Annotated in this window: 15 protein-coding genes and 1 pseudogene; 7 read left to right on the top strand and 9 right to left on the bottom strand. The window is 57.2% G+C overall.

The window, feature by feature from the left end; all coding sequences use genetic code 11:
* Window positions 1–13: 13 nt before the first annotated feature.
* Window positions 14–385 (top strand): hypothetical protein, encoded by a 372-nt coding sequence (locus AAHB66_RS16045; protein WP_347113584.1) that lies wholly within the window; start codon window positions 14–16, stop codon window positions 383–385.
* A 43-nt stretch (window positions 386–428) separates the two neighbouring features.
* On the opposite strand, the gene AAHB66_RS16040 is transcribed toward AAHB66_RS16045, so the two are convergent.
* Complete coding sequence (locus tag AAHB66_RS16040) at window positions 429–1877, bottom strand: catalase (RefSeq protein WP_347113583.1); 1449 nt, start codon at window positions 1875–1877, stop codon at window positions 429–431.
* 269 nt (window positions 1878–2146) lie between these two features.
* On the opposite strand from AAHB66_RS16040, the gene AAHB66_RS16035 reads away from it, so the two are divergent.
* Both AAHB66_RS16035 and AAHB66_RS16030 read left to right on the top strand, forming a co-directional pair.
* Complete coding sequence (locus tag AAHB66_RS16035; RefSeq protein WP_347113582.1) at window positions 2147–2689, top strand: YfaZ family outer membrane protein; 543 nt, start codon at window positions 2147–2149, stop codon at window positions 2687–2689.
* A 93-nt stretch (window positions 2690–2782) separates the two neighbouring features.
* A pseudogene (locus AAHB66_RS16030) lies at window positions 2783–3983 on the top strand (nicotinamide mononucleotide deamidase-related protein YfaY).
* A 31-nt stretch (window positions 3984–4014) separates the two neighbouring features.
* Here the strand turns inward: AAHB66_RS16030 and glpC are convergent.
* Genes glpC through glpA form a run of 3 tightly spaced genes read right to left on the bottom strand, consistent with a single transcriptional unit; the run spans window position 4015 to window position 8037 of the window.
* Complete coding sequence (gene glpC, locus AAHB66_RS16025) at window positions 4015–5205, bottom strand: anaerobic glycerol-3-phosphate dehydrogenase subunit GlpC (protein WP_347113581.1); 1191 nt, start codon at window positions 5203–5205, stop codon at window positions 4015–4017.
* A complete protein-coding gene (glpB, locus tag AAHB66_RS16020; protein WP_347113580.1) occupies window positions 5202–6419 on the bottom strand; it encodes a glycerol-3-phosphate dehydrogenase subunit GlpB in 1218 nt (405 codons plus the stop codon). The genes glpC and glpB overlap by 4 nt, the downstream gene beginning before the upstream one ends.
* The gene (glpA, locus tag AAHB66_RS16015) at window positions 6409–8037 is read right to left on the bottom strand and encodes an anaerobic glycerol-3-phosphate dehydrogenase subunit A (RefSeq protein WP_347116506.1); all 1629 of its coding nucleotides are present in this window, start codon (window positions 8035–8037) and stop codon (window positions 6409–6411) included. Before glpA ends, glpB begins: the two co-directional genes overlap by 11 nt.
* 255 nt (window positions 8038–8292) lie before the next feature.
* On the opposite strand from glpA, the gene glpT reads away from it, so the two are divergent.
* On the top strand, window positions 8293–9645 hold the full coding sequence (gene glpT / locus AAHB66_RS16010; RefSeq protein ID WP_347113579.1) for a glycerol-3-phosphate transporter: 1353 nt from the start codon (window positions 8293–8295) through the stop codon (window positions 9643–9645).
* Window positions 9646–9656: 11 nt separating this feature from the next.
* A complete protein-coding gene (gene glpQ / locus AAHB66_RS16005) occupies window positions 9657–10718 on the top strand; it encodes a glycerophosphodiester phosphodiesterase (protein WP_347113578.1) in 1062 nt (353 codons plus the stop codon).
* A gap of 82 nt (window positions 10719–10800) precedes the next feature.
* Here the strand turns inward: glpQ and yfaE are convergent, their stop codons facing one another.
* From yfaE to ubiG, 4 genes are all read right to left on the bottom strand, one after another.
* Window positions 10801–11055 (bottom strand): class I ribonucleotide reductase maintenance protein YfaE, encoded by a 255-nt coding sequence (gene yfaE / locus AAHB66_RS16000; RefSeq protein WP_347113577.1) that lies wholly within the window; start codon window positions 11053–11055, stop codon window positions 10801–10803.
* Window positions 11055–12185: a class Ia ribonucleoside-diphosphate reductase subunit beta gene (gene nrdB / locus AAHB66_RS15995; protein WP_347113576.1), complete on the bottom strand. Its 1131-nt coding sequence runs from the start codon at window positions 12183–12185 to the stop codon at window positions 11055–11057. Before nrdB ends, yfaE begins: the two co-directional genes overlap by 1 nt.
* Window positions 12186–12266: 81 nt before the next feature.
* Window positions 12267–14552 (bottom strand): class 1a ribonucleoside-diphosphate reductase subunit alpha, encoded by a 2286-nt coding sequence (gene nrdA / locus AAHB66_RS15990; protein ID WP_347113575.1) that lies wholly within the window; start codon window positions 14550–14552, stop codon window positions 12267–12269.
* Window positions 14553–14885: 333 nt separating this feature from the next.
* Window positions 14886–15614: a bifunctional 2-polyprenyl-6-hydroxyphenol methylase/3-demethylubiquinol 3-O-methyltransferase UbiG gene (gene ubiG, locus AAHB66_RS15985; protein ID WP_347113574.1), complete on the bottom strand. Its 729-nt coding sequence runs from the start codon at window positions 15612–15614 to the stop codon at window positions 14886–14888.
* A 132-nt stretch (window positions 15615–15746) separates the two neighbouring features.
* Here ubiG and gyrA point away from each other — a divergent pair, with 132 nt between their 5' ends.
* Both gyrA and rcsC read left to right on the top strand, forming a co-directional pair.
* On the top strand, window positions 15747–18383 hold the full coding sequence (gene gyrA, locus AAHB66_RS15980) for a DNA topoisomerase (ATP-hydrolyzing) subunit A (RefSeq protein ID WP_337014279.1): 2637 nt from the start codon (window positions 15747–15749) through the stop codon (window positions 18381–18383).
* Window positions 18384–18526: 143 nt separating this feature from the next.
* Window positions 18527–21373, top strand: coding sequence for a two-component system sensor histidine kinase RcsC (rcsC, locus tag AAHB66_RS15975; RefSeq protein ID WP_347113573.1), 2847 nt, complete (start codon window positions 18527–18529; stop codon window positions 21371–21373).
* A 117-nt stretch (window positions 21374–21490) separates the two neighbouring features.
* On the opposite strand, the gene rcsB is transcribed toward rcsC, so the two are convergent.
* Entirely contained in the window at window positions 21491–22141 is a 651-nt protein-coding gene (gene rcsB / locus AAHB66_RS15970; protein ID WP_106995396.1) for a response regulator transcription factor RcsB, read from the bottom strand.
* Window positions 22142–22153: the final 12 nt, after the last annotated feature.

Here is a 22153-nt window from a genome sequence, read left to right as displayed (position 1 = left end):
TCGGCAGCGGGACATGCTGGAACTCCATGAGCAACTGGTCAGGCTACTTGCGCTGGGATACACTGGCAATGCCCAGCTAAAAACGTTGCTCAACTATCTCCTTCAGGCCGGTCATACCGCCGATCCCGCAGCGTTTTTGCAGGCATTAGCACACAGGACGAAGGATCATCAGCATAAGGAGACGTTAATGAATATTGCGCAATATCTCCGGGAAGAGGGCATGGCTCAGGGATTAAATCAGGGGCTAAGTCAGGGCAGAGCGGAAGGCATCGAACAGGAGGCGCTTCGCATTGCGAAGGCCATGCTGGAAAAGGGCCTGCCGCCTGAGACCGTCACCCAACTGACCGGGCTGGCGCCCGAGATTGTCGAGCAGGCCAGACATTAATCATGCAATAAAAAACGGGAGCCTGGGCTCCCGTTCTGTTTTTTTACTTCTCTTCTGCTAAGCGCATCAGCGCCGCCTGGACACCCGCCCCGTAGTGCGGATGGACTTCACTGAACAGGGCAATCTGGCGCGCCTGAATAAACGCCGGCACGTCCCGCATATCCCCGGCGATACGGTCAAACATCCGCTGATGTTCTTCCGGGCTCAGCAGTTCAAACAGCTTGCGCGGCTGGCTGAAGTAGTCGGTATCCTCACGATGATTCCAGTGATCGGCTGCACCTTCCAGCGACAACGGCGGCTCGCTGTAGTCCGGCTGTTCCTGGAAGACGCCAAAGCTGTTTGGCTCATAGGTGGCACCATTACCGCTGTTGCCATCCACACGCATTGCGCCGTCACGATGGTAGTTATGGAACGGACAGCGCGGGGCGTTCACCGGGATCTGATGATGGTTGACGCCTAAACGGTAGCGGTGAGCATCACCGTAGGAGAACAGGCGCCCCTGCAGCATGCGATCCGGCGAGAAGCCAATTCCCGGGACCACGTTAGCTGGCGACATCGCCACCTGCTCGACTTCTGCAAAGTAATTATCCGGGTTGCGGTTGAGCTCCAGCACACCCACTTCCTGCAGCGGATAGTCGCCGTGCGGCCAGACTTTGGTCAGATCGAAGGGATTGTAAGGCACCTTCGCGGCATCGCTCTCCGGCATGATCTGCACGTAAAACGTCCAGCGCGGGAAATCGCCTTTTTCGATGGAGTTAAACAGATCCCGCTGTGAGCTCTCGCGGTCTTCCGCGACCAGGCGTTTGGCTTCATCGTCCATCAGGTTATCAATACCCTGCTGGGATTTGAGGTGGAATTTCACCCAGAAGCGTTCATTGTTATGGTTAATAAAGCTGAATGCATGACTGCCAAAGCCGTGCATGGTGCGATAGGAGCGCGGCAGACCGCGATCGCTGAAGTCAATGGTGAGCTGGTGCAGGGTTTCCGGCAGCAGAGAGAAGAAATCCCATTTGTACGTCGGATTACGCAGGTTGGTACGCGGATCGCGTTTTACCACGTGGTTGAGATCCGGGAACTTCAGCGGATCGCGCAGGTAGAAGATAGGGGTGTTGTTGCCGACCAGGTCCCAGTTGCCTTCCTCGGTGTAGAACTTGATGGAGAAGCCACGGATATCGCGTTCCGCATCGGCGGCACCGCGTTCACCGGCTACGGTGGAGAAGCGCACAAAGAGATCGGTTTTTTTACCGACAGCGGAGAACAGCTTTGCACGGGTAAAGGCGGTGATGTCCTGGGTCACGGTAAAGGTACCGTAGGCGCCTGAGCCTTTGGCGTGCATCCGACGCTCCGGTATCACTTCCCTGTCGAAATGCGCCAGTTTTTCCAGGAACCAGACATCCTGCAGCAGCATCGGTCCGCGTGGGCCCGCCGTAGCAACATTATTGTTATGGACGACGGGGCAGCCGGATGACGTGGTTAAACCTTTCTTGCTCATATTTTCTCCCTGATGTGTGAGTATTAATCGGTAATTTCCGTTTTGAGCGAAAGTTAATCTAAATAAATTAGTCAGTGTCGTTATTGATCGGACGCAATTTAACCGGGCGTAATCTGTTTCTCCGGATTTAACATTGTTAAAACCTGTAAGTATCAACTCGTTACAATCTAATTTTTTTATTACATCACCTCAGCGTTGATCCCAGGCCGACTCACGTTAAAATCACGCGTTTTGGGAATTTATCTAAATAATTGTGCGGGATCACGACAATGAAAAAAGTGGCATTACTGGGCCTTGGCGGCCTGATGTTTGTTTCTGCGGCAGCTAACGCCATTACCATCAGCGGCCAGGCCGGTGAGGACTACACCAACGTTGGCGTCGGTTTTGGCACGGAAACGTCGGGCCTGGCGGCGACCGGCAACTGGACCAATAACGACGATGAGGGTGACGTCGCCAGCATCGGTCTGGGCCTGAACGTGCCTCTCGGTCCGTTCCTTGCTACCGTGGGCGGTAAAGGCATCTACACCCACCCGAAAGACAGCGATGAAGGCTATGCGGCAGCGGTAGGCGGTGGCCTGCAGTGGAAAATTGGCAACAGCTTTGGTCTGTTTGGCGAGTACTACTACTCTCCGGACTCCCTCTCCAGCGGTATCGATAGCTACGAAGAGGCCAACGCGGGTGCGCGCTGGACCATCATGCGCCCAATCACCATTGAGGCGGGCTACCGTTACCTGAACCTGGCGGGCAAAGACGGTAACCGTGACAACGCCATTGCCGATGGCCCGTACGTGGGCGTGAGCGCCGGCTTCTGATCCCCCGGCGCGGCGTTCTGCCGCGCCTGTTTCTCTCTTCCCCCCACAGCCGATTGCGCTATAGTGTTTTCACCACAAATGCGGGAGAACACAATGATAAACGTGGAGATGCTGTCCACTGGCGATGAAGTGCTGCATGGACAAATCACTGATACCAATGCGGCCTGGCTGGCAGATATTTTCTTTGAGCAGGGATTACCGTTAACGCGGCGTAACACGGTGGGCGACTCGCTGGAGTCGCTGGTCAACGTCCTGCGTGAACGTAGCGAACAGGCGGATGTGCTGATTGTGAACGGTGGCCTCGGCCCCACCAGCGATGACCTGAGCGCGCTGGCCGCTGCCACGGCGAAAGGCGAAGAGCTGGTGCTGCATACCGAATGGCTCAGTCATATGGAGCGTTTCTTCAGCGATCGCGGCAAGGTGATGGCCCCAAGCAACCGCAAGCAGGCAGAAATCCCGGCCAGCGCGGAGCTGGTCGATAACCCGGTCGGCACCGCCTGCGGCTTTGCCGTTCAGCTTAATCGCTGCCTGATGTTCTTCACCCCCGGCGTTCCGTCTGAATTTAAGGTGATGGTGGAAAAAGAGATCCTGCCGCGTCTGCGTCAGCGTTTTACCTTACCGGAACCCCCCTATCTGTTTACGTCTCACCACCTTTGGCCGCTCGGAGAGCGACCTGGCCCAGAGCCTCGATCACCTGAGCTTACCGCCAGGCGTGACCATGGGCTACCGCTCCTCGATGCCGATTATCGAACTGAAATTAACCGGCCCGGCGACCGAGAAGGCCGCAATGCTGGCCCTGTGGCCTGAAGTGCAGCGCGTGGCGGGTGAGAACCTGATCTTCGAAGGCACCGAAGGACTCCCGGCGCAAATCGCCCGCGATCTACAGGCCCGCCAGCTGAGCCTGACCCTGAGCGAGCAATTTACCGGTGGCCTGCTGGCGTTACAGCTCTCGCGGGTAAGCGCTCCACTGCTGGCAAGCGAGGTGGTGCCTTCCCAGGAGGAGACCCTGGCGCAAACAGCCCACTGGGTGGCCGAGCGGCGCGTGAAACATTTTGCCGGTCTGGCACTGGCGGTGTCGGGCGCGGAAGAGGATCATCTCAACTTTGCCCTGGCTACCCCGGAAGGCACCCACGCCCTGCGGGTGAAAATGAGCACAACGCGCTACAGCCTGGCAGTCCGTCAGGAGGTCTGCGCGATGATGGCGTTAAACATGCTGCGCCGCTGGTTGAATGGCAAAGAGGTTGCCAGCGAGCACGGCTGGATCAACGTCGTCGAATCGCTGTTCGTTGAGTAAAGCCTGTGCCGGGGCCTTTCCCCGGCACTGTTCAGCCCAGCGCCTTCGCCAGCAGGGTAATCGGATGTTCACAGCGCTTGCTGGTGGACATCTCAATCTGCCACTTGCAGGTTTCGCAGTCGGTCACCACGATATCCGCGCCGCTCTCTTCAATCTGGCGGAACAGCGGGGCGCCAATTGCCTGTGACGTTGCGTAGTTCTCACGTTTAAAGCCGTAGGTTCCCGCAATCCCGCAGCAGCGCGAATCCAGCACCGTTAGCTCAAGGCCCGGAATCAACCGCAGCAGTTCAAGCGTATAGAGCGACCAGCCCATTTTCTCCATATGACACGGCGTGTGGTACACCACTTTCAGGGGTAATTTCCCCAGCGGCAACGTCTGCCCGCTATCCAGTTTGCGCCACAGGAAACGCGTCGCCAGCTCGATATGCTCGCGCAACCCACTATTATCCACGTCCAGCAGATGCGGGTACTCGTCGCGCAGAGTGAAGGTGCAGGTGGACGAGGTCGCCAGCACCGGAATACCCTTGTCGACAATGGCTTCGCGCAGGGAGGTGACATTGCTTTTTGCCTGCCTGCGCGCTTTATCGGTAAAACCGTTGGCAATCAGCGGTACGCCGCAGCACTTCTCCTTGTGCAGTAACTGAACGCCGGTTCCCATGGCATTCAGCACCTTCAGCAGATCTTTACCCAGCTGCGGGTGGTTGTAATTCACATAGCAGCCGTGGAAAAAGGCCACCTGGTCGGTAAACTTCGCCTGCTCCGCCGCGACGGACTTGTACCAGCGGCGGAAAGTGCCGTGAGAATATTTTGGCAGGCTGCGGTGATGATCTATCTTCAGCGTGGCATCCAGCAGCTGGCGCACCGGTTTGAGAGAGGTCGCGGCATTCACCAGCGGGGCAAAGGGCGTCGACAGGCTGCCCATCAGATCGGTGTGGCTCAGAATGGCGTCCCGCAATGACGGCGTTTGCGTGCTGTAGCGCGCCCGGGCGCGCTGGATGATATCGCCGATTTTAACATCCGATGGACAGGCCACCTCGCAGCGTTTGCAGTTGATGCAGTATTTCAGCGCCTCGTCGTACAGCTTGCCGTCCTTCAGACGCAGACGCTCGCCGTCCGGCCCGGCCTGTTTCGGACCTGGATAGCGTGGATTTACGCCGCTGACCGGGCAAACGGTGGTACACACCGTACATTTGATGCAGCTTTCAAAACGGGTATCGTTCATCGTTCAGCCTCCGTGCGCTGGCTAATCTGCTCTGCCACATACAGCGCCGTGACGGCGCAGACGCCGCCCCCGCATCCCTGGGCGATAGGATCGTATCCGCCCAGCAGCGAGCCGATGGCAAAGAGATTACTGACGGGCTTACCGGAAATCTGCGGGTGTAGCTGGTTATCGACAATCACGCCGAACTGTTGCCAGGGCTGCGGCGAGAAGAAATCACTCTGATACCAGTCCGCGCGGGAGGCGCTTTGCCGGACATCCAGCCCCATAATGGCTTCCCGGATGCCCTCCCGGCTGCTCAGCAGTCCGTTACTGAAGAAACTGCCGCTTGCCAGCACGGTATAGCGGGCACGAAGTGGAATATCATCGTGGTTGCGTGTCCAGACTTCGCTCACCGCGCCGTCCGTCAGGGTAATTTTCTTCACCTCATCCCCCGCCATCCAGACGCCACCCTGGGCAACAAACTGGCGCTGGAGCTGGGTATGCAGGCGAATGCCGGGTACGGAAGGCGGCAGGGTTGGCAGCAGGCCGAGCGTGCAGGGCAGGCGATCCGAGAGCCAGCGCCAGAGTCGGTTGTCGCGTAAGCCAAAGCAGGCGGGCATCAACAGCACGTCGCAGGTTTCGCCGAGCGGCCTGAGCGCGTCATACAGCAGCGACCATTTCTCTTCGTTATCCAGGAAACGGGCGATATTCACCGCGCGAAACTCGCTCGGGTTGTCGCGCAGGACATCCAGCTCGGGCAGCTCTATTTCTGCCGTTTCGGCATTAACCCCCTGGCGACAGAGCGAGGCTGCCGCGAGATGAGGCTGAAAATCAAGAAAACCGCTAATACCCACTACCCGCACGCGCTCGGTACTGAACGGGGCAACGGGCACCTCCTCCGGACTGAGCCAGGCGGAACGCAGGGTGCCGAGCGGCGTGACGCGCTGATGATTTTGCCTGGCGCTCCCCTTAAGACGTGCACCGCAGTCCGCCAGTAGCGCTTCGGTTTCCAGTGCAAAGCGGTCAATATGATGCGCGCCGATCAGGTGATACGGATGCTCGGGCGGCAGTTTATCGCGGTACGTATCGTCCACCAGATCCAGCGATCCTGACGAGAAGTGCAGGGCACTCTGACCCCGGGTGATAATGGCGCAGCGCAGCCCCTTTTTTATGAGTTTGATGCCACAGAGCAGGCCCGCCAGCCCGCCGCCGACTATCACGGTATCAAATTTCATCCTGTTGCTCCTTCTCAAGACCACAAAGCCCCTGGTAGACCCAGCGGGTAAACTCGCTTTCACGCAGGGCATCACCCCAGGCGACAGGCTGAATACCTTTCCAGCGCTCGTTTAAAAAAGCGCTGAGCTGATCGAGCGACTGGGTGGCGGTGGTGGTATGGAATCGTTGCAACAGCCCGGCGGCACGGCAGGCGCACAGCTCGCCCTGGCAGGTCCCCATTCCGACGCGGGTGCGGCGGCGGAGATCGAGCAGGCTCTTGACCGTCAGGTTCTCCACCGCGTACTGCACTTCACCGGCGGTCACGGCTTCGCATTCGCATACCAGGCTGCGGCTCAGCCGGCCTTCGCCCAGCCAGGCCGGCGTCCTGTCGCCATGGCGATAGATGGCCGATCCGCGCAGAGGGGCGGGCAGGGAGATTATTTTTTGTAGCGTCTTCCCGGTGGACTGCCGCGATCCGGGCAGAGGTTGCTCTGCCGTTACGCACGGCTGGGTATTGCCCAGCTTGCGGCAGACGGCATCCGTTGCCCACTCCGCCATCAGACGATAGGTCATCAGCTTGCCGCCGGTGATGGTGATAAACCCGTCCAGACCGTCACGCGCGGTATGGTCGAGCAGCACAATGCCCCGGCTGACGCTACGCCCGCTCGGGTCGTTATCGCTGGCGACCAGCGGACGTACGCCCGCATAGGCGCGCAGGATCCGGGTCTGTGCCATCACCGGGGCCAGTTTTTCCCCTTCGCGCAGCAGGATATCCACCTCTTCGGCGGTCACGCGGTTGTAATCAATCTGGCTGTAGTCCACCTGCGTTGAGGTTGTACCGATTAACGAAATGGTATCGCCGGGGACGAGAATATCGGCATCGGACGGTTTGCGGCAGCGGTTGATCACGTGGTTATTAATGCGGTGGTCGAGGATCAGCAGGGAGCCTTTCGCCGGGAACATGCGAAGCGACAGATCGGCGTATTCCGCAATGCGCTGTCCCCAGATCCCTGCGGCATTGACGACGACGGAGGCAAACAGCTCGCTGTGTTCATTGTATTGCGTGTCAAACACCCGCACGCCGCAGATGCGATGGCCCTCGCGGATGAGTCCGGTTACCTCATGTCCGGTCAGAATGCGCGCCCCATGCTCGCGAGCGTCCAGCATGTTGGCGGCCGTCAGGCGAAAAGGATCAACCGTACCGTCAGGCACTTTTACCGCGCCCGTCAGGGCCGGGTTGACGGAGGGCTCAATGCGACGTGCGAGGGCCGGGTCGATAGCCTCGGCCTGAATCCCCGCCGCACGGCAGGCGGTAATAAAGGTTGACTGAAAGGCGAGATCGTCTTCGGGAAGCGTAATAAACAGACCGTCGGTCGGTTCAATGCAGTGGCGGGCAATACGTCGCAGGATCTGATTTTCGGCGATACATTCGCGCGCGGATTCGCCGTCAGTTACGGCGTAGCGGGCGCCACTGTGAAGCAATCCATGATTGCGGCCGGTAGCGCCTGTCGCGATGTCATGGCGCTCCAGAAGCGTGACGCTTAATCCCCGCAGGGCGCAATCGCGTGCGATGCCGGCACCGGTCGCGCCACCGCCAATGATTATCACATCGCTGTAACGAGGATCGTGAATTGCCATTGTCATCCCTCTGTGTTCGTTTTTTATCATTTAGCCATATAAAAACTGTGGTTTGTTTGATTTCGAACACAAACGAGCGAAATTCGAAAGTGAAACGTGATTTCATGCGCTTTTTTGCGCATTCTGTCATATTTCTGTAACAATCTGTGCGTTGATTCACAGTAACAATCACTGTGATTTCTTAACATCGCGGCCTCTCTGGAGTAGGGGGCAGTTAAACCCCTGTAAATTCAATACCTGGCCACGGAGGCTGTCATGCTCAGTATCTTCAAACCTGCGCCGCATCGGGCGCGTCTGCCAGAGGCAGAAATTGATCCGCTATACCGCCGTCTGCGTTGGCAAATTTTCCTGGGGATCTTCTTCGGGTACGCGGCGTACTACCTTGTGCGTAAAAACTTCGCGCTCGCCATGCCGTATCTGGTGGAGCAGGGCTTTTCGCGTGGCGATCTGGGGTTCGCGCTGTCGGGGATCTCCATCGCCTACGGTTTTTCCAAATTCATTATGGGTTCAGTCTCCGATCGCTCGAATCCGCGCGTGTTCCTGCCGGCCGGTCTGATCCTGGCGGCAGCGGTCATGCTGTTTATGGGCTTTGTACCCTGGGCAACCTCCAGCATTGCCGTCATGTTCGTGCTGCTGTTCCTCTGCGGCTGGTTCCAGGGAATGGGATGGCCGCCGTGCGGACGTACCATGGTGCACTGGTGGTCGCAGAAAGAGCGTGGCGGTATCGTGTCGGTGTGGAACTGCGCGCATAACGTGGGCGGCGGTATTCCGCCTCTGCTGTTCCTGCTGGGGATGGCCTGGTTCAACGACTGGCATGCGGCGCTCTATATGCCTGCCTTTGGTGCCATTGTGGTGGCGATTATTGCCTTCGCCCTGATGCGTGACACACCGCAATCCTGCGGCCTGCCGCCGATTGAAGAGTACAAAAACGACTATCCGGATGATTACAGTGAGAAGCACGAAGAAGAATTGACGGCAAAGCAGATCTTCATGAAGTACGTGCTGCCCAACAAACTGCTGTGGTACATCGCGGTGGCCAACGTGTTCGTGTATCTGCTGCGCTACGGCATTCTTGACTGGTCCCCGACTTACCTGAAAGAGGTGAAGCACTTCGCGCTGGATAAATCTTCCTGGGCCTACTTCCTGTATGAATACGCCGGGATCCCGGGCACCCTGATTTGCGGCTGGATGTCGGACAAGGTGTTTAAAGGTAACCGCGGTGCGACGGGCGTCTTCTTTATGACCCTGGTGACCATCGCGACCGTGGTGTACTGGCTCAACCCGCCGGGCAACCCGGGCGTGGATATGGCCTGCATGATCGTCATCGGCTTCCTGATTTATGGTCCGGTTATGCTGATCGGTCTGCATGCGCTGGAACTGGCACCGAAGAAAGCGGCAGGCACGGCGGCAGGCTTTACCGGTCTGTTCGGCTACCTGGGCGGTTCGGTCGCGGCAAGCGCCATCGTGGGCTATACCGTTGACTTCTTCGGCTGGGACGGCGGCTTTATGGTGATGATCGGCGGTAGCGTGCTGGCGGTACTGCTGCTGATTGTTGTGATGATTGGTGAGAAACGTCACCACGCGGAAGTGCTCGCACGTCGTCAATAAGGAGCATTGCCATGAAATTATCTGCCTTAACAACCGGCCTGCTGCTGGCAGGCCTGATGACCGGTTCCGCGCTGGCGGCCGATAAAATCGTCATCGCCCATCGCGGCGCGAGCGGCTATCTGCCGGAGCATACGCTGCCGGCGAAAGCGATGGCCTATGCGCAGGGTGCCGATTACCTGGAGCAGGATCTGGTAATGACCAGGGACGACCAGCTGGTGGTCCTGCATGACCATTATCTTGACCGCGTGACGGACGTGGCGGAGCGTTTCCCGGACCGCGCCCGCAAAGATGGCCGTTTCTACGCCATTGATTTTACCCTGGCGGAGATCCGCTCCCTGAAGTTTACCGAAGGCTTCGAGATTGAAAACGGCAAGAAGGTGCAGGTCTATCCGGGACGTTTCCCGATGGGCAAATCTGACTTCCGGATCCATACCTTCCAGGAAGAGATTGAGTTTGTTCAGGGGCTGAACCACTCAACCGGTAAAAATATCGGTATCTACCCGGAAATCAAAGCGCCGTGGTTCCACCACCAGGAAGGGAAAGACATTGCCGCGAAGACGCTGGAGGTGCTGAAGCAGTACGGCTACACCAGCAAGAAGGACAAGGTTTATCTGCAGTGTTTTGACGCCGCTGAGCTGAAGCGCATCAAAACCGAGCTGGAGCCGAAGATGGGGATGGATCTCAATCTGGTGCAGCTGATTGCCTTGACAGACTGGAATGAAACCCAGGAGAAGCAGCCGGACGGCAAGTGGGTGAACTACAGCTACGACTGGATGTTTAAGCCGGGTGCGATGAAGCAGATTGCACAGTATGCCGACGGCATCGGGCCGGATTACCACATGCTGGTGGCGGAGGGCTCCACGCCGGGCCACGTGAAGCTGACGGCGATGGTGAAAGAGGCGCATGCCAGCAAGATGCAGGTCCATCCTTATACGGTGCGTGCGGACCAGCTGCCGGAATATGCGACGGATGTGAATCAGCTTTATGAGGTGTTGTACAACCAGGCGGGCGTGGACGGGTTGTTTACCGATTTCCCGGATAAAGCGGTGAGCTTTTTGAAGGATAAACGCTGAAATTGCCGGGTGGCGGCTGCGCCTTACCCGGCCTACGGACTGCGGTTTTGTAGGCCGGTAAGCGAAGCGCCACCCGGCACAATCACATCTCGATCTCTATATCACCATTTGCCCGACAGCAGCAGGGCAAAATTTCCCCTTCGTTGATGAAGGCCAGCGGTTCGGTGATCCAGTCAACCTGGCCGGTCACCAGACGACAGCGGCAGGAACCGCAGTAGCCTTCACGGCACTGGTATTCAACTTCAATCTGGTGGGATTCGAGCGCGATGAGCAGGGAAGGGTGTTCTTCCTGGCACAGGAGTTCTGTGCCAGTAAGACGAAGCGTCACGCGGCTCATCAGAGCTGGAAGTCGCTCAGATCGTCGGTGTTGACTTCGGCGTCAATCTGACCGACCAGGTAGGAGCTCACTTCCACTTCCTGCGGCGCAACCTGCACGTTATCGGACACCAGCCAGGTGTTGATCCACGGGATCGGGTTGGAGCGGGTCTGGAACGGCAGATCCAGGCCAACCGCCTGCATGCGGATGTTGGTGATGTACTCCACGTACTGGCAGAGAATATCTTTGTTCAGGCCGATCATCGAGCCGCCCTGGAACAGGTATTCTGCCCACTCTTTCTCCTGCTGTGCCGCCTGGACAAACAGGTCATAGCTCTCCTGCTTGCACTCTTCAGCAATCTCAGCCATCTCCGGATCGTCCACGCCGCTGCGCAGCAGGTTCAGCATATGCTGGGTGCCGGTCAGGTGCAGCGCTTCATCACGGGCGATCAGACGGATGATTTTGGCGTTGCCTTCCATCAGCTCGCGTTCTGCGAAGGCGAAGGAGCAGGCAAAGCTGACGTAGAAGCGGATCGCTTCCAGGGCGTTGACGCTCATCAGGCACAGGTAGAGCTTCTTCTTCAGCTCACGCAGGTTCACGGTGACGGTTTTGCCGTTCACGCTGTGGGTGCCTTCACCCAGCAGATGCCAGTAGCTGGTCATCTCGATCAGATCGTCGTAGAAGTGGGCAATGCCCTGCGCGCGCTTCAGGATCTGATCGTTGGTGACGATATCATCGAACACAATCGCCGGATCGTTGACGATGTTACGAATGATATGGGTGTAAGAGCGGGAGTGGATCGTCTCAGAGAACGCCCATGTCTCGACCCAGGTTTCTAGCTCCGGAATGGAGATCAGCGGCAGCAGCGCCACGTTCGGGCTACGACCCTGGATAGAGTCCAGCAGCGTCTGGTACTTCAGGTTGCTGAGGAAGATGTGCTTTTCATGATCCGGCAGAGCCTGAAAGTCGATGCGGTCGCGGGAAACGTCAACTTCTTCCGGACGCCAGAAGAAGGAGAGTTGCTTTTCAATCAGCTTTTCGAAGATGTCATATTTTTGCTGATCGTAGCGTGCCACGTTGACCGGCTGGCCGAAGAACATCGGCTCTTTGAGCTGGTCGTTTTTCGTCTGTGAAAAGGTGGTGTATGCCATGAATGTGTCCTGTGAGAGATTTTGTAGATCGGGCAAACAAAATCGTAGGCCGGGTAAGCGTAGCGCCACCCGGCATTTACATTAAATCTTACAAGCGCCGCTTTCGCAGCCATCATCCTGAATGGACGGGGCCAGATCGTCCTGCGCATCTTCCGCACCGTCACGGGTGTTTTGATAGTACAGGGTCTTCACGCCAAATTTGTACGCGGTAAGCAGGTCTTTCAGCAGCTGCTGCATCGGCACTTTCCCGGACGGGAAGCGTGACGGATCGTAGTTGGTGTTCGCAGAGATCGACTGGTCGATAAACTTCTGCATGATGCCCACCAGCTGGAGGTAGCCGTCGTTATTTGGCATCTCCCACAGCAGCTCGTAGTTGTTTTTCAGCAGCTCGTAGTCCGGCACGACCTGACGCAGGATCCCGTCTTTCGACGCTTTGATGCTGACGTGGCCGCGCGGCGGCTCGATGCCGTTGGTGGCGTTAGAGATCTGCGAGGAGGTCTCGGACGGCATCAGGGCAGAGAGCGTGGAGTTACGCAGGCCGTGAGTCTTGATGGATTCACGCAAAGCTTCCCAGTCAAGATGCAGCGGCTCGTTGGCGATCGCGTCCAGGTCTTTCTTGTAGGTGTCGATCGGCAGAATGCCTTTGGCGTAGGTGGTTTCGTTGAACCACGGGCAGGCACCCTGTTCGATGGCCAGATCGTTAGAGGCTTTCAGCAGGTAATACTGAATGGCTTCGAAGGTCTGGTGCGTCAGGTTGTTGGCGCTGCCGTCGGAGTAACGCTTGCCGTTTTTCGCCAGCCAGTAGGCATAGTTGATCACGCCAATGCCGAGGGTACGACGACCCATTGCACCGCGTTTTGCCGCCGGGATTGGGTAATCCTGATAATCGAGCAGCGCATCCAGGGCACGTACCGCCAGCACCGCCAGCTCTTCCAGCTCGTCGAGGCTGTTAATCGCACCCAGGTTGAACGCGGAGAGCGTACAGAGGGCGATTTCGCCGTTTTCGTCGTTCACATCTTCCAGCGGTTTGGTCGGCAGGGCGATCTCCAGACACAGGTTGGACTGGCGCACTGGAGCAACGACCGGATCGAACGGGCTGTGGGTGTTGCAGTGGTCGACGTTCTGGATGTAGATACGGCCAGTAGAGGCGCGCTCCTGCATCATCAGGGAGAACAGTTCAACCGCCTTCACGCGCTGCTTACGGATGCTGTCGTCCTGCTCGTACTGAACGTACAGGCGCTCGAACTCATCCTGATCGGCAAAGAAGGCGTCGTACAGGCCCGGGACGTCGGACGGGCTGAACAGGGTGATGTCGCCGCCTTTCAGCAGACGGGTGTACATCAGCTTGTTAATCTGCACGCCGTAGTCCATGTGACGCACGCGGTTACCTTCCACGCCACGGTTGTTCTTCAGGACCAGCAGGCTTTCGACTTCCAGATGCCACATCGGGTAGAACAGGGTCGCTGCACCACCGCGCACGCCGCCCTGAGAGCAGGATTTCACTGCGGTCTGGAAGTGTTTGTAGAACGGAATACAGCCGGTATGGAATGCTTCACCGCCGCGGATCGGGCTGCCCAGCGCACGAATGCGACCGGCGTTGATGCCGATACCGGCGCGCTGGGAAACGTATTTCACAATGGCGCTGGAGGTGGCGTTAATGGAGTCCAGGCTGTCGCCGCACTCGATCAGCACGCAGGAGCTGAACTGGCGGGTTGGGGTGCGCACGCCGGACATGATCGGCGTTGGCAGAGAAATTTTGAACGTCGAAACCGCATCGTAGAAACGCTTCACGTATTCCAGACGGGTAGCACGCGGGTAGCCAGAGAACAGGCAGGCGGCGACCAGAATGTAGAGGAACTGGGCGCTCTCGTAGATTTCGCCGGTCACGCGGTTCTGAACCAGGTATTTACCTTCCAGCTGCTTCACCGCAGCGTAGGAGAAGTTCATATCACGCCAGTGATCGATAAACCCGTCCATCTGCTTGAACTCTTCTTCCGTGTAGTCTTCCAGCAGATGCGTGTCGTATTTGCCCAACTCAACCATCTTCACCACATGATCGAACAGCGCTGGCGGCTCAAACTGGCCGTAGGCTTTTTTACGCAGGTGGAAAATGGCCAGACGTGCAGCGAGGTACTGATAATCCGGTGCTTCGCGGGAGATCAGATCCGCCGCGGCTTTGATAATGGTTTCGTGGATATCAGAGGTTTTGATGCCGTCATAGAACTGGATGTGGGAGCGCAGTTCCACCTGAGAAATGGATACGTTGTTCAGTCCTTCTGCTGCCCAGTCGAGAACACGATGGATTTTGTCCAGATTGATACGCTCGGTAGCACCGTCGCGCTTTGTCACCAGCAGACTCTGATTCATGTGGGTTTTTACCTGTCCGTGAAAAAAGAAAATATCCCCCGCTTATCCACAGACCTCTGTGGATAAATACTACATGTAGGGGTTTTACGATAAGGATAACGCAAGATGGTGAGTATTCTAGTAAGGATTCTTTTCAGTACAAGAGTTGATTTTGAGGTTAAATTGAGGTTGTCAAAGAGTAAAAAAGCGTAAGTCCTCGTACCGTAAGGCCTGGACGTCATGTCAATAATCTAGAAAAAAAATGAAAATTTGATCGACTGCTGATTTCTTCAACGGGTGGTCAAAAATGCGCAACGGGGGGTTGCGCATTCGTTAGAAAAAGAGTGGATATTCTTAGTCTTTTTTTGCGGTGGTGTGGAGCATGTAGTTCACGTCCACCCCCGGCGCCAGTTTGAACTTGTCGGTCAGGGGATTGTAATGCAGGCCGGTTATGTGCTGCTCTTTCAGCCATGTGCCGTCCACCCAGCCAAGTAATTCGGCCGGTTTGATGAATTTTTTCACGTCGTGGGTGCCTTTTGGCACCATCCGCAGCACGTACTCCGCGCCGACCACCGCCATCAGCCACGCTTTGCCGTTGCGGTTAATGGTGGAGAAGAACACCTGGCCGCCCGGTTTTACCAGTGCCGCACAGGCTTTTACCACCGATTGCGGGTCGGGAACGTGCTCCAGCATCTCCATGCAGGTGACGACGTCATACTGATGGGCATGCTTTGCGGCGTGTTCCTCAACCGTTTCCTGCACGTACTCTACCTGCACGCCAGACTCCAGCGCATGAAGGCGGGCGACCTGCAGAGGTTCAAATCCCATATCCAGGCCCGTAACGGTTGCCCCTTCGCGCGCCATGCTCTCAGCGAGGATGCCACCGCCGCAGCCAACGTCCAGCACCTTCTTACCGAACAGACCGCCGGAGCGCTCTGCGATATAGCCCAGACGCAGGGGGTTAATGCGGTGCAGAGGTTTAAACTCACCTTCGAGATCCCACCATCGGGACGCCACCGCTTCAAATTTGGCGATCTCTTCATGGTCAACGTTGTGAGCCACCGGGGATTTTTCCGCATTCATGGACGCTTTTACTCCGTAATTTAAAGACGAGGAAGTATATCAGGATAACAAAGCAAATTAGTTTAAACCTAAGCGGGTGTGTTATAATTTCCGACCTTTGAATCCGGGATACAGTAGAGGGATAGCGGTTAGATGAGCGACCTTGCGAGAGAAATTACACCGGTTAACATCGAGGAAGAGCTGAAGAGCTCCTATCTGGATTATGCGATGTCGGTCATTGTTGGCCGTGCGCTGCCGGATGTCCGCGATGGACTTAAGCCGGTACACCGTCGCGTACTATACGCCATGAACGTATTGGGCAATGACTGGAATAAAGCCTACAAAAAATCTGCCCGTGTCGTTGGTGACGTAATCGGTAAATATCACCCGCATGGTGATACAGCAGTTTATGACACCATCGTCCGTATGGCGCAGCCATTCTCACTGCGTTACATGCTGGTTGATGGTCAGGGTAACTTCGGTTCAGTCGACGGCGACTCCGCCGCGGCGATGCGTTATACGGAAATCCGTATGTCGAAAATCGCCCATGAACTGATGGCCGATCTGGAAAAAGAGACCGTTGATTTCGTCGATAACTACGACGGCACCGAGCGCATTCCGGATGTGATGCCAACCAAGATCCCTAACCTGCTGGTAAACGGTGCATCCGGTATCGCCGTAGGTATGGCGACCAACATTCCGCCGCACAACATCACGGAAGTGATCAACGGCTGCCTGGCCTATATCGACGATGAAGAGATCAGCATTGAAGGGCTGATGGAACACATCCCGGGCCCGGACTTCCCGACCGCCGCCATCATTAATGGCCGTCGCGGTATTGAAGAAGCCTACCGTACCGGTCGCGGCAAGATCTATATTCGTGCCCGCGCTGAAGTGGAAGCCGACGCCAAAACCGGCCGTGAGACCATTATCGTCCACGAAATTCCGTATCAGGTGAACAAAGCGCGCCTGATCGAGAAGATTGCCGAGCTGGTTAAAGAGAAACGTATTGAAGGTATCAGCGCGCTGCGTGATGAGTCTGATAAAGACGGCATGCGCGTCGTGATTGAGATCAAACGTGACGCGGTAGGGGAAGTGGTTCTTAACAACCTGTACTCCCTGACGCAGCTTCAGGTCTCCTTCGGGATCAATATGGTTGCGCTGCACCATGGTCAGCCGAAGATCATGAACCTGAAAGACATCCTGAGCGCGTTCGTGCGTCACCGCCGCGAAGTGGTGACCCGTCGTACCATTTTCGAACTGCGTAAAGCCCGCGATCGTGCGCACATCCTTGAAGCCCTGGCGGTTGCGCTGGCGAACATCGATCCAATCATCGAGCTGATTCGTCGTGCACCAACCCCTGCTGAAGCGAAAGCGGCGTTAGTGGCTCAGCCATGGGCGCTGGGCAATGTCTCTGCGATGCTGGAGCGTGCGGGCGATGATGCTGCGCGTCCGGAGTGGCTGGAGCCCGAGTTCGGCGTGCGTGATGGTCAGTATTACCTGACCGAGCAGCAGGCCCAGGCGATTCTGGATCTGCGTCTGCAGAAACTGACCGGCCTTGAGCACGAAAAACTGCTCGACGAGTACAAAGAGCTGCTGGAACAGATTGCCGAGCTGCTGCATATCCTCGGCAGCGCCGATCGTCTGATGGAAGTGATCCGCGAAGAGCTGGAGCTGGTCCGCGATCAGTTCGGCGATGAGCGTCGCACCGAAATCACGGCGAACACCGCTGATATCAACATCGAAGACCTGATCAACCAGGAAGACGTTGTTGTGACCCTGTCTCACCAGGGCTACGTGAAGTACCAGCCGTTAACCGACTACGAAGCACAGCGTCGTGGCGGCAAAGGCAAGTCAGCGGCACGTATCAAAGAAGAAGACTTTATTGACCGCCTGCTGGTGGCCAACACCCACGACACTATCCTCTGCTTCTCCAGCCGGGGCCGTCTGTACTGGATGAAGGTTTATCAGCTGCCGGAAGCGAGCCGTGGCGCGCGTGGACGTCCAATCGTCAACCTGCTGCCGCTGGAGCAGAACGAGCGTATCACCGCTATCCTGCCGGTTCGCGAGTACGCAGAAGGCGTGAACGTCTTTATGGCGACCGCCAGCGGTACGGTGAAGAAGACCGCTCTGACCGAGTTCAGCCGTCCACGTTCTGCCGGCATTATCGCCGTCAATCTGAACGAAGGCGACGAACTGATTGGTGTGGATCTGACCTCCGGTTCCGACGAAGTGATGCTGTTCTCTGCCGCCGGTAAAGTGGTGCGCTTCAAAGAGAGCGCAGTGCGCGCCATGGGTCGTACCGCGACCGGCGTACGTGGCATCAAACTGGCGGGCGAAGACAGCGTCGTTTCCCTGATTGTTCCGCGCGGCGAGGGAGCGATCCTGACCGTCACGCAGAACGGCTACGGTAAACGTACCGCCCAGGACGAGTATCCAACCAAGTCCCGCGGCACGCAGGGCGTTATCTCGATCAAAGTGACCGAGCGCAACGGCTCCGTTGTTGGCGCGGTCCAGGTTGATGATGCCGACCAGATCATGATGATCACCGATGCCGGTACGCTGGTGCGTACTCGCGTGTCGGAAATCAGCGTGGTGGGCCGTAATACCCAGGGCGTGATCCTCATCCGTACCGCGGAAGATGAAAACGTGGTGGGTCTGCAGCGTGTTGCTGAGCCAGTGGATGACGAAGAGCTCGACTCTATCGACGGCAGCGTCGCAGAAGGTGACGATGAGATCGCACCGGAAGCGGACACCGACGACGATGCAGCAGATGATGCTGAAGAGTAACGTCTCCTGACGATAAAGGGCCGGTCTCCGGCCCTTTTCTTTTGCAGGTACACGCAATTGCAGACAACCGAACATTGCGACCGCGTGCGTTTACCGCTACCTTAAGCCATTCCTTTTGACCCTGATGGCGGAGCCTCGCCCCCTTGAAATACCTCGTCTCCTTTCGAACCACGCTGAAAGTTTCTCGCTATCTATTTCGGGCGCTGGCGCTCCTGATCTGGGTGTTAATCGCACTGTTTTCGGTGTTTTACATCGTTAACGCGCTGCACCAGAAGGAGTCGGAGATCCGTCAGGAGTTTAATCTCAGCTACGATCAGTCCCAGCGCTACATTCAGCGCACCGCCGACGTCATGAAGGAGCTCAAGTACATCGCGGAAAACCGTCTGACGGCAGAAAACGGCGTGCTGGCTACCCGCGGGCGCGACAGTAAAACTGAGATCCCCAACTTTGAGCCGCTGTTCCCCGATTCCGACTGCTCGGCGATGGGCCCGGCATGGCGGAGCTCGCTGGAGTCGCTGGCCTGGTTTATGCGCTACTGGCGCGATAACTTCTCGGCAGCCTACGATCTGAACCGGGTCTTTCTGATTGGCAGCGAAAACCTCTGTATGGCCAACTTTGGCCTGCGTGACGTGCCGGTAGATCGTGACAATGCCCTGAAAAGCCTGCACGAGCGGATCATGAAATACCGCAATGCGCCGCAGGATGAGCGCGGCAATAATCTGTTCTGGATCGGCCAGGGCCCGCGTCCCGGGGTAGGGTACTTCTACGCCATGACACCGGTCTATCTGGCTAACCGCCTGCAGGCGATGCTCGGCACCGAGCAGACTATCCGCATGGAGAACTTCTTCACCCCCGGTAACCTGCCGATGGGCGTGACCATTCTCGATGAAAATGGCCACTCTCTTATCTCGCTGGTGGGGCCGGAAACCCGCCTCAAGGTCGACCCCCGCTGGATGCAGGAGCGGTCGTGGTTTGGTTATACCTCCGGTTTCCGCGAGCTGGTGCTGAAAAAGAGCCTGCCGCCATCGTCCCTGAGCATCGTCTATTCCGTGCCGGTGGACATGGTGCTGGAGCGTATCCGCATGTTGATCCTCAACTCGGTGCTGCTCAACGTGCTGGTGGGGATTGCGCTCTTTACCCTTGCGCGAATGTACGAGCGCAAAATCTTTATCCCGGCGGAGATCGACGCCCAGCGCCTCGAAGAGCATGAGCAGTTCAACCGCAAGATTGTCGCCTCTGCGCCGGTGGGGATCTGTATTCTGCGCACCCTGGATGGCACCAACATCCTCAGTAACGAGCTGGCGCATAACTATCTGAATATGCTGACTCACGAGGACCGCCAGAGGCTGACGCAGATCATCTGCGGACAGCAGGTCAACTTCGTCGACGTGCTGACCAGCAACAACACCAACCTGCAGATCAGTTTTGTGCACTCGCGCTATCGCAATGAGAACGTCGCCATCTGCGTGCTGGTAGATGTCTCCGCGCGCGTCAAAATGGAAGAGTCGTTGCAGGATATGGCCCAGTCGGCCGAACAGGCCAGCCAGTCGAAATCGATGTTCCTCGCCACCGTCAGCCACGAGCTGCGCACCCCGCTGTACGGGATTATCGGTAACCTCGATCTGCTGCAGACCAAAGAGCTGCCCCGGGGTGTTGACCGTCTGGTGACGGCGATGAACAACTCCTCCAGCCTGCTGTTGAAAATCATCAGCGATATTCTCGACTTCTCCAAAATTGAGTCCGAGCAGCTGAAAATTGAACCGCGCGAATTCTCCCCGCGCGAGGTAATGAACCATATCAGCGCCAACTATCTGCCGCTGGTGGTGCGTAAACAGCTGGGGCTGTACTGCTTTATTGAGCCGGACGTGCCGGTCTCGCTGCAGGGCGATCCGATGCGCCTGCAGCAGGTGATCTCCAACCTGCTTAGCAACGCCATTAAGTTTACCGACATGGGCTGCATCGTGATGCATGTCGCCAAAGCAGGGGACTACCTGAGCATTCGCGTGCGCGACACCGGGGTGGGTATTCCGGCCAAAGAGGTGGTCAAACTTTTCGATCCGTTCTTCCAGGTGGGTACGGGGGTTCAGCGTAACTTCCAGGGGACCGGGCTGGGGCTGGCGATTTGTGAAAAACTGATCAGCATGATGGATGGCGATATCTCCGTGGATACCGAGCCGGGCATGGGCAGCCAGTTCACCATCCGCATTCCGCTCTATGCAGCGCAGTCTCCGGCCAACGGGCTGATAGAGGGATTAAGTGATAAACGCTGCTGGCTGGCGGTCAATAACGCCTCGCTGTATGCCTACCTGGAATCCCTGCTGACGCCGCACGGCATTCGCGTGGCGCGCTATGCCGGGCAAACGCCGGACGCGGAAGATATCCTCATCACCGACGATGAGCTGACGCATCCGTGGCAGGGCAAAGCGGCGGTGATCTTCTGCCGTCGCCATATCGGCATCGCCCAGGAGCGCGCCCATGGCGAGTGGGTGAACAGCGTGGCCGCGCCGCACGAGCTGATTGCGCTGCTGGCGCGGATCTACCGTATCGAGTTGGATGCAGGCGACGGCTCGGCGGCGCTGCCGTCACCGGAATCGGCGCAGTCCCTGAATGAAGACATGATGATCCTGGTGGTGGATGACCATCCGATTAACCGCCGTCTGCTGGCCGACCAGCTGGGCTCGCTGGGCTATCAGTGCAAAACCGCTAACGATGGCGTGGACGCGCTGAACGTGCTGAGTAAAAACCATATCGACATCGTCCTGAGCGACGTGAACATGCCGAACATGGACGGCTATCGCCTGACCCAGCGTATTCGCCAGCTGGGCCTGACGCTGCCGGTTGTGGGCGTCACCGCCAACGCGCTGGCAGAAGAGAAGCAGCGTTGTCTGGAGTCGGGGATGGACAGCTGTCTTTCCAAGCCGGTAACGCTGGACGTGCTGAAGCAGACGCTATCGGTGTACGCGGATCGGGTGAGGAAGACGAGAGGATAAGAGTGCGGCCTGCCGCCCTCACCCCAACCCTCTCCCGCAGGGAGAGGGCGCAAACATAAAAAAAGGCAACTTACGTTGCCTTTTTACATTTACCTTGCCACCCGGCGTTTCGCACAATCAATCTTTATCTGCCGGACTCAGCGTCACGGAAGAGAGATAGTTCAGCAGGGCGATATCGTTTTCCACGCCCAGTTTCATCATCGCCGATTTTTTCTGGCTACTGATGGTCTTGATGCTGCGGTTCAGCTTCTTGGCAATCTCGGTCACCAGGAAACCTTCTGCGAACAGACGCAACACTTCGCTCTCTTTCGGTGACAGACGCTTGTCGCCGTAACCGCCAGCGCTGATTTTTTCCAGCAGGCGGGAGACGCTTTCCGGGGTAAATTTCTTCCCTTTCTGCAGCGCGGCCAGCGCTTTAGGCAGATCGGTTGGTGCGCCCTGTTTCAGGACGATCCCTTCGATATCGAGATCCAGAACGGCGCTTAAAATGGCCGGGTTGTTGTTCATGGTCAGCACGATGATCGAAATGCTCGGGAAGTGACGCTTGATGTATTTGATCAGCGTAATCCCGTCACCGTATTTATCTCCAGGCATGGAAAGGTCGGTGATGAGCACGTGCGCATCAAGCTTTGGCAGGTTATTAATCAGTGCTGTGGAATCTTCAAATTCGCCGACTACATTCACCCACTCGATCTGTTCAAGTGATTTGCGAATACCGAACAGTACAATCGGATGGTCATCGGCAATAATTACGTTCATATTGTTCATGTATAGGGCTAC

Origin of the sequence: Leclercia sp. S52, assembly GCF_039727615.1 — a bacterium.
GTDB lineage: Bacteria > Pseudomonadota > Gammaproteobacteria > Enterobacterales > Enterobacteriaceae > Enterobacter > Enterobacter adecarboxylatus_B.
The sequence above is the reverse complement of the archived record's forward strand: the minus strand, read 5'-3'. Positions and strand labels throughout refer to the sequence as shown.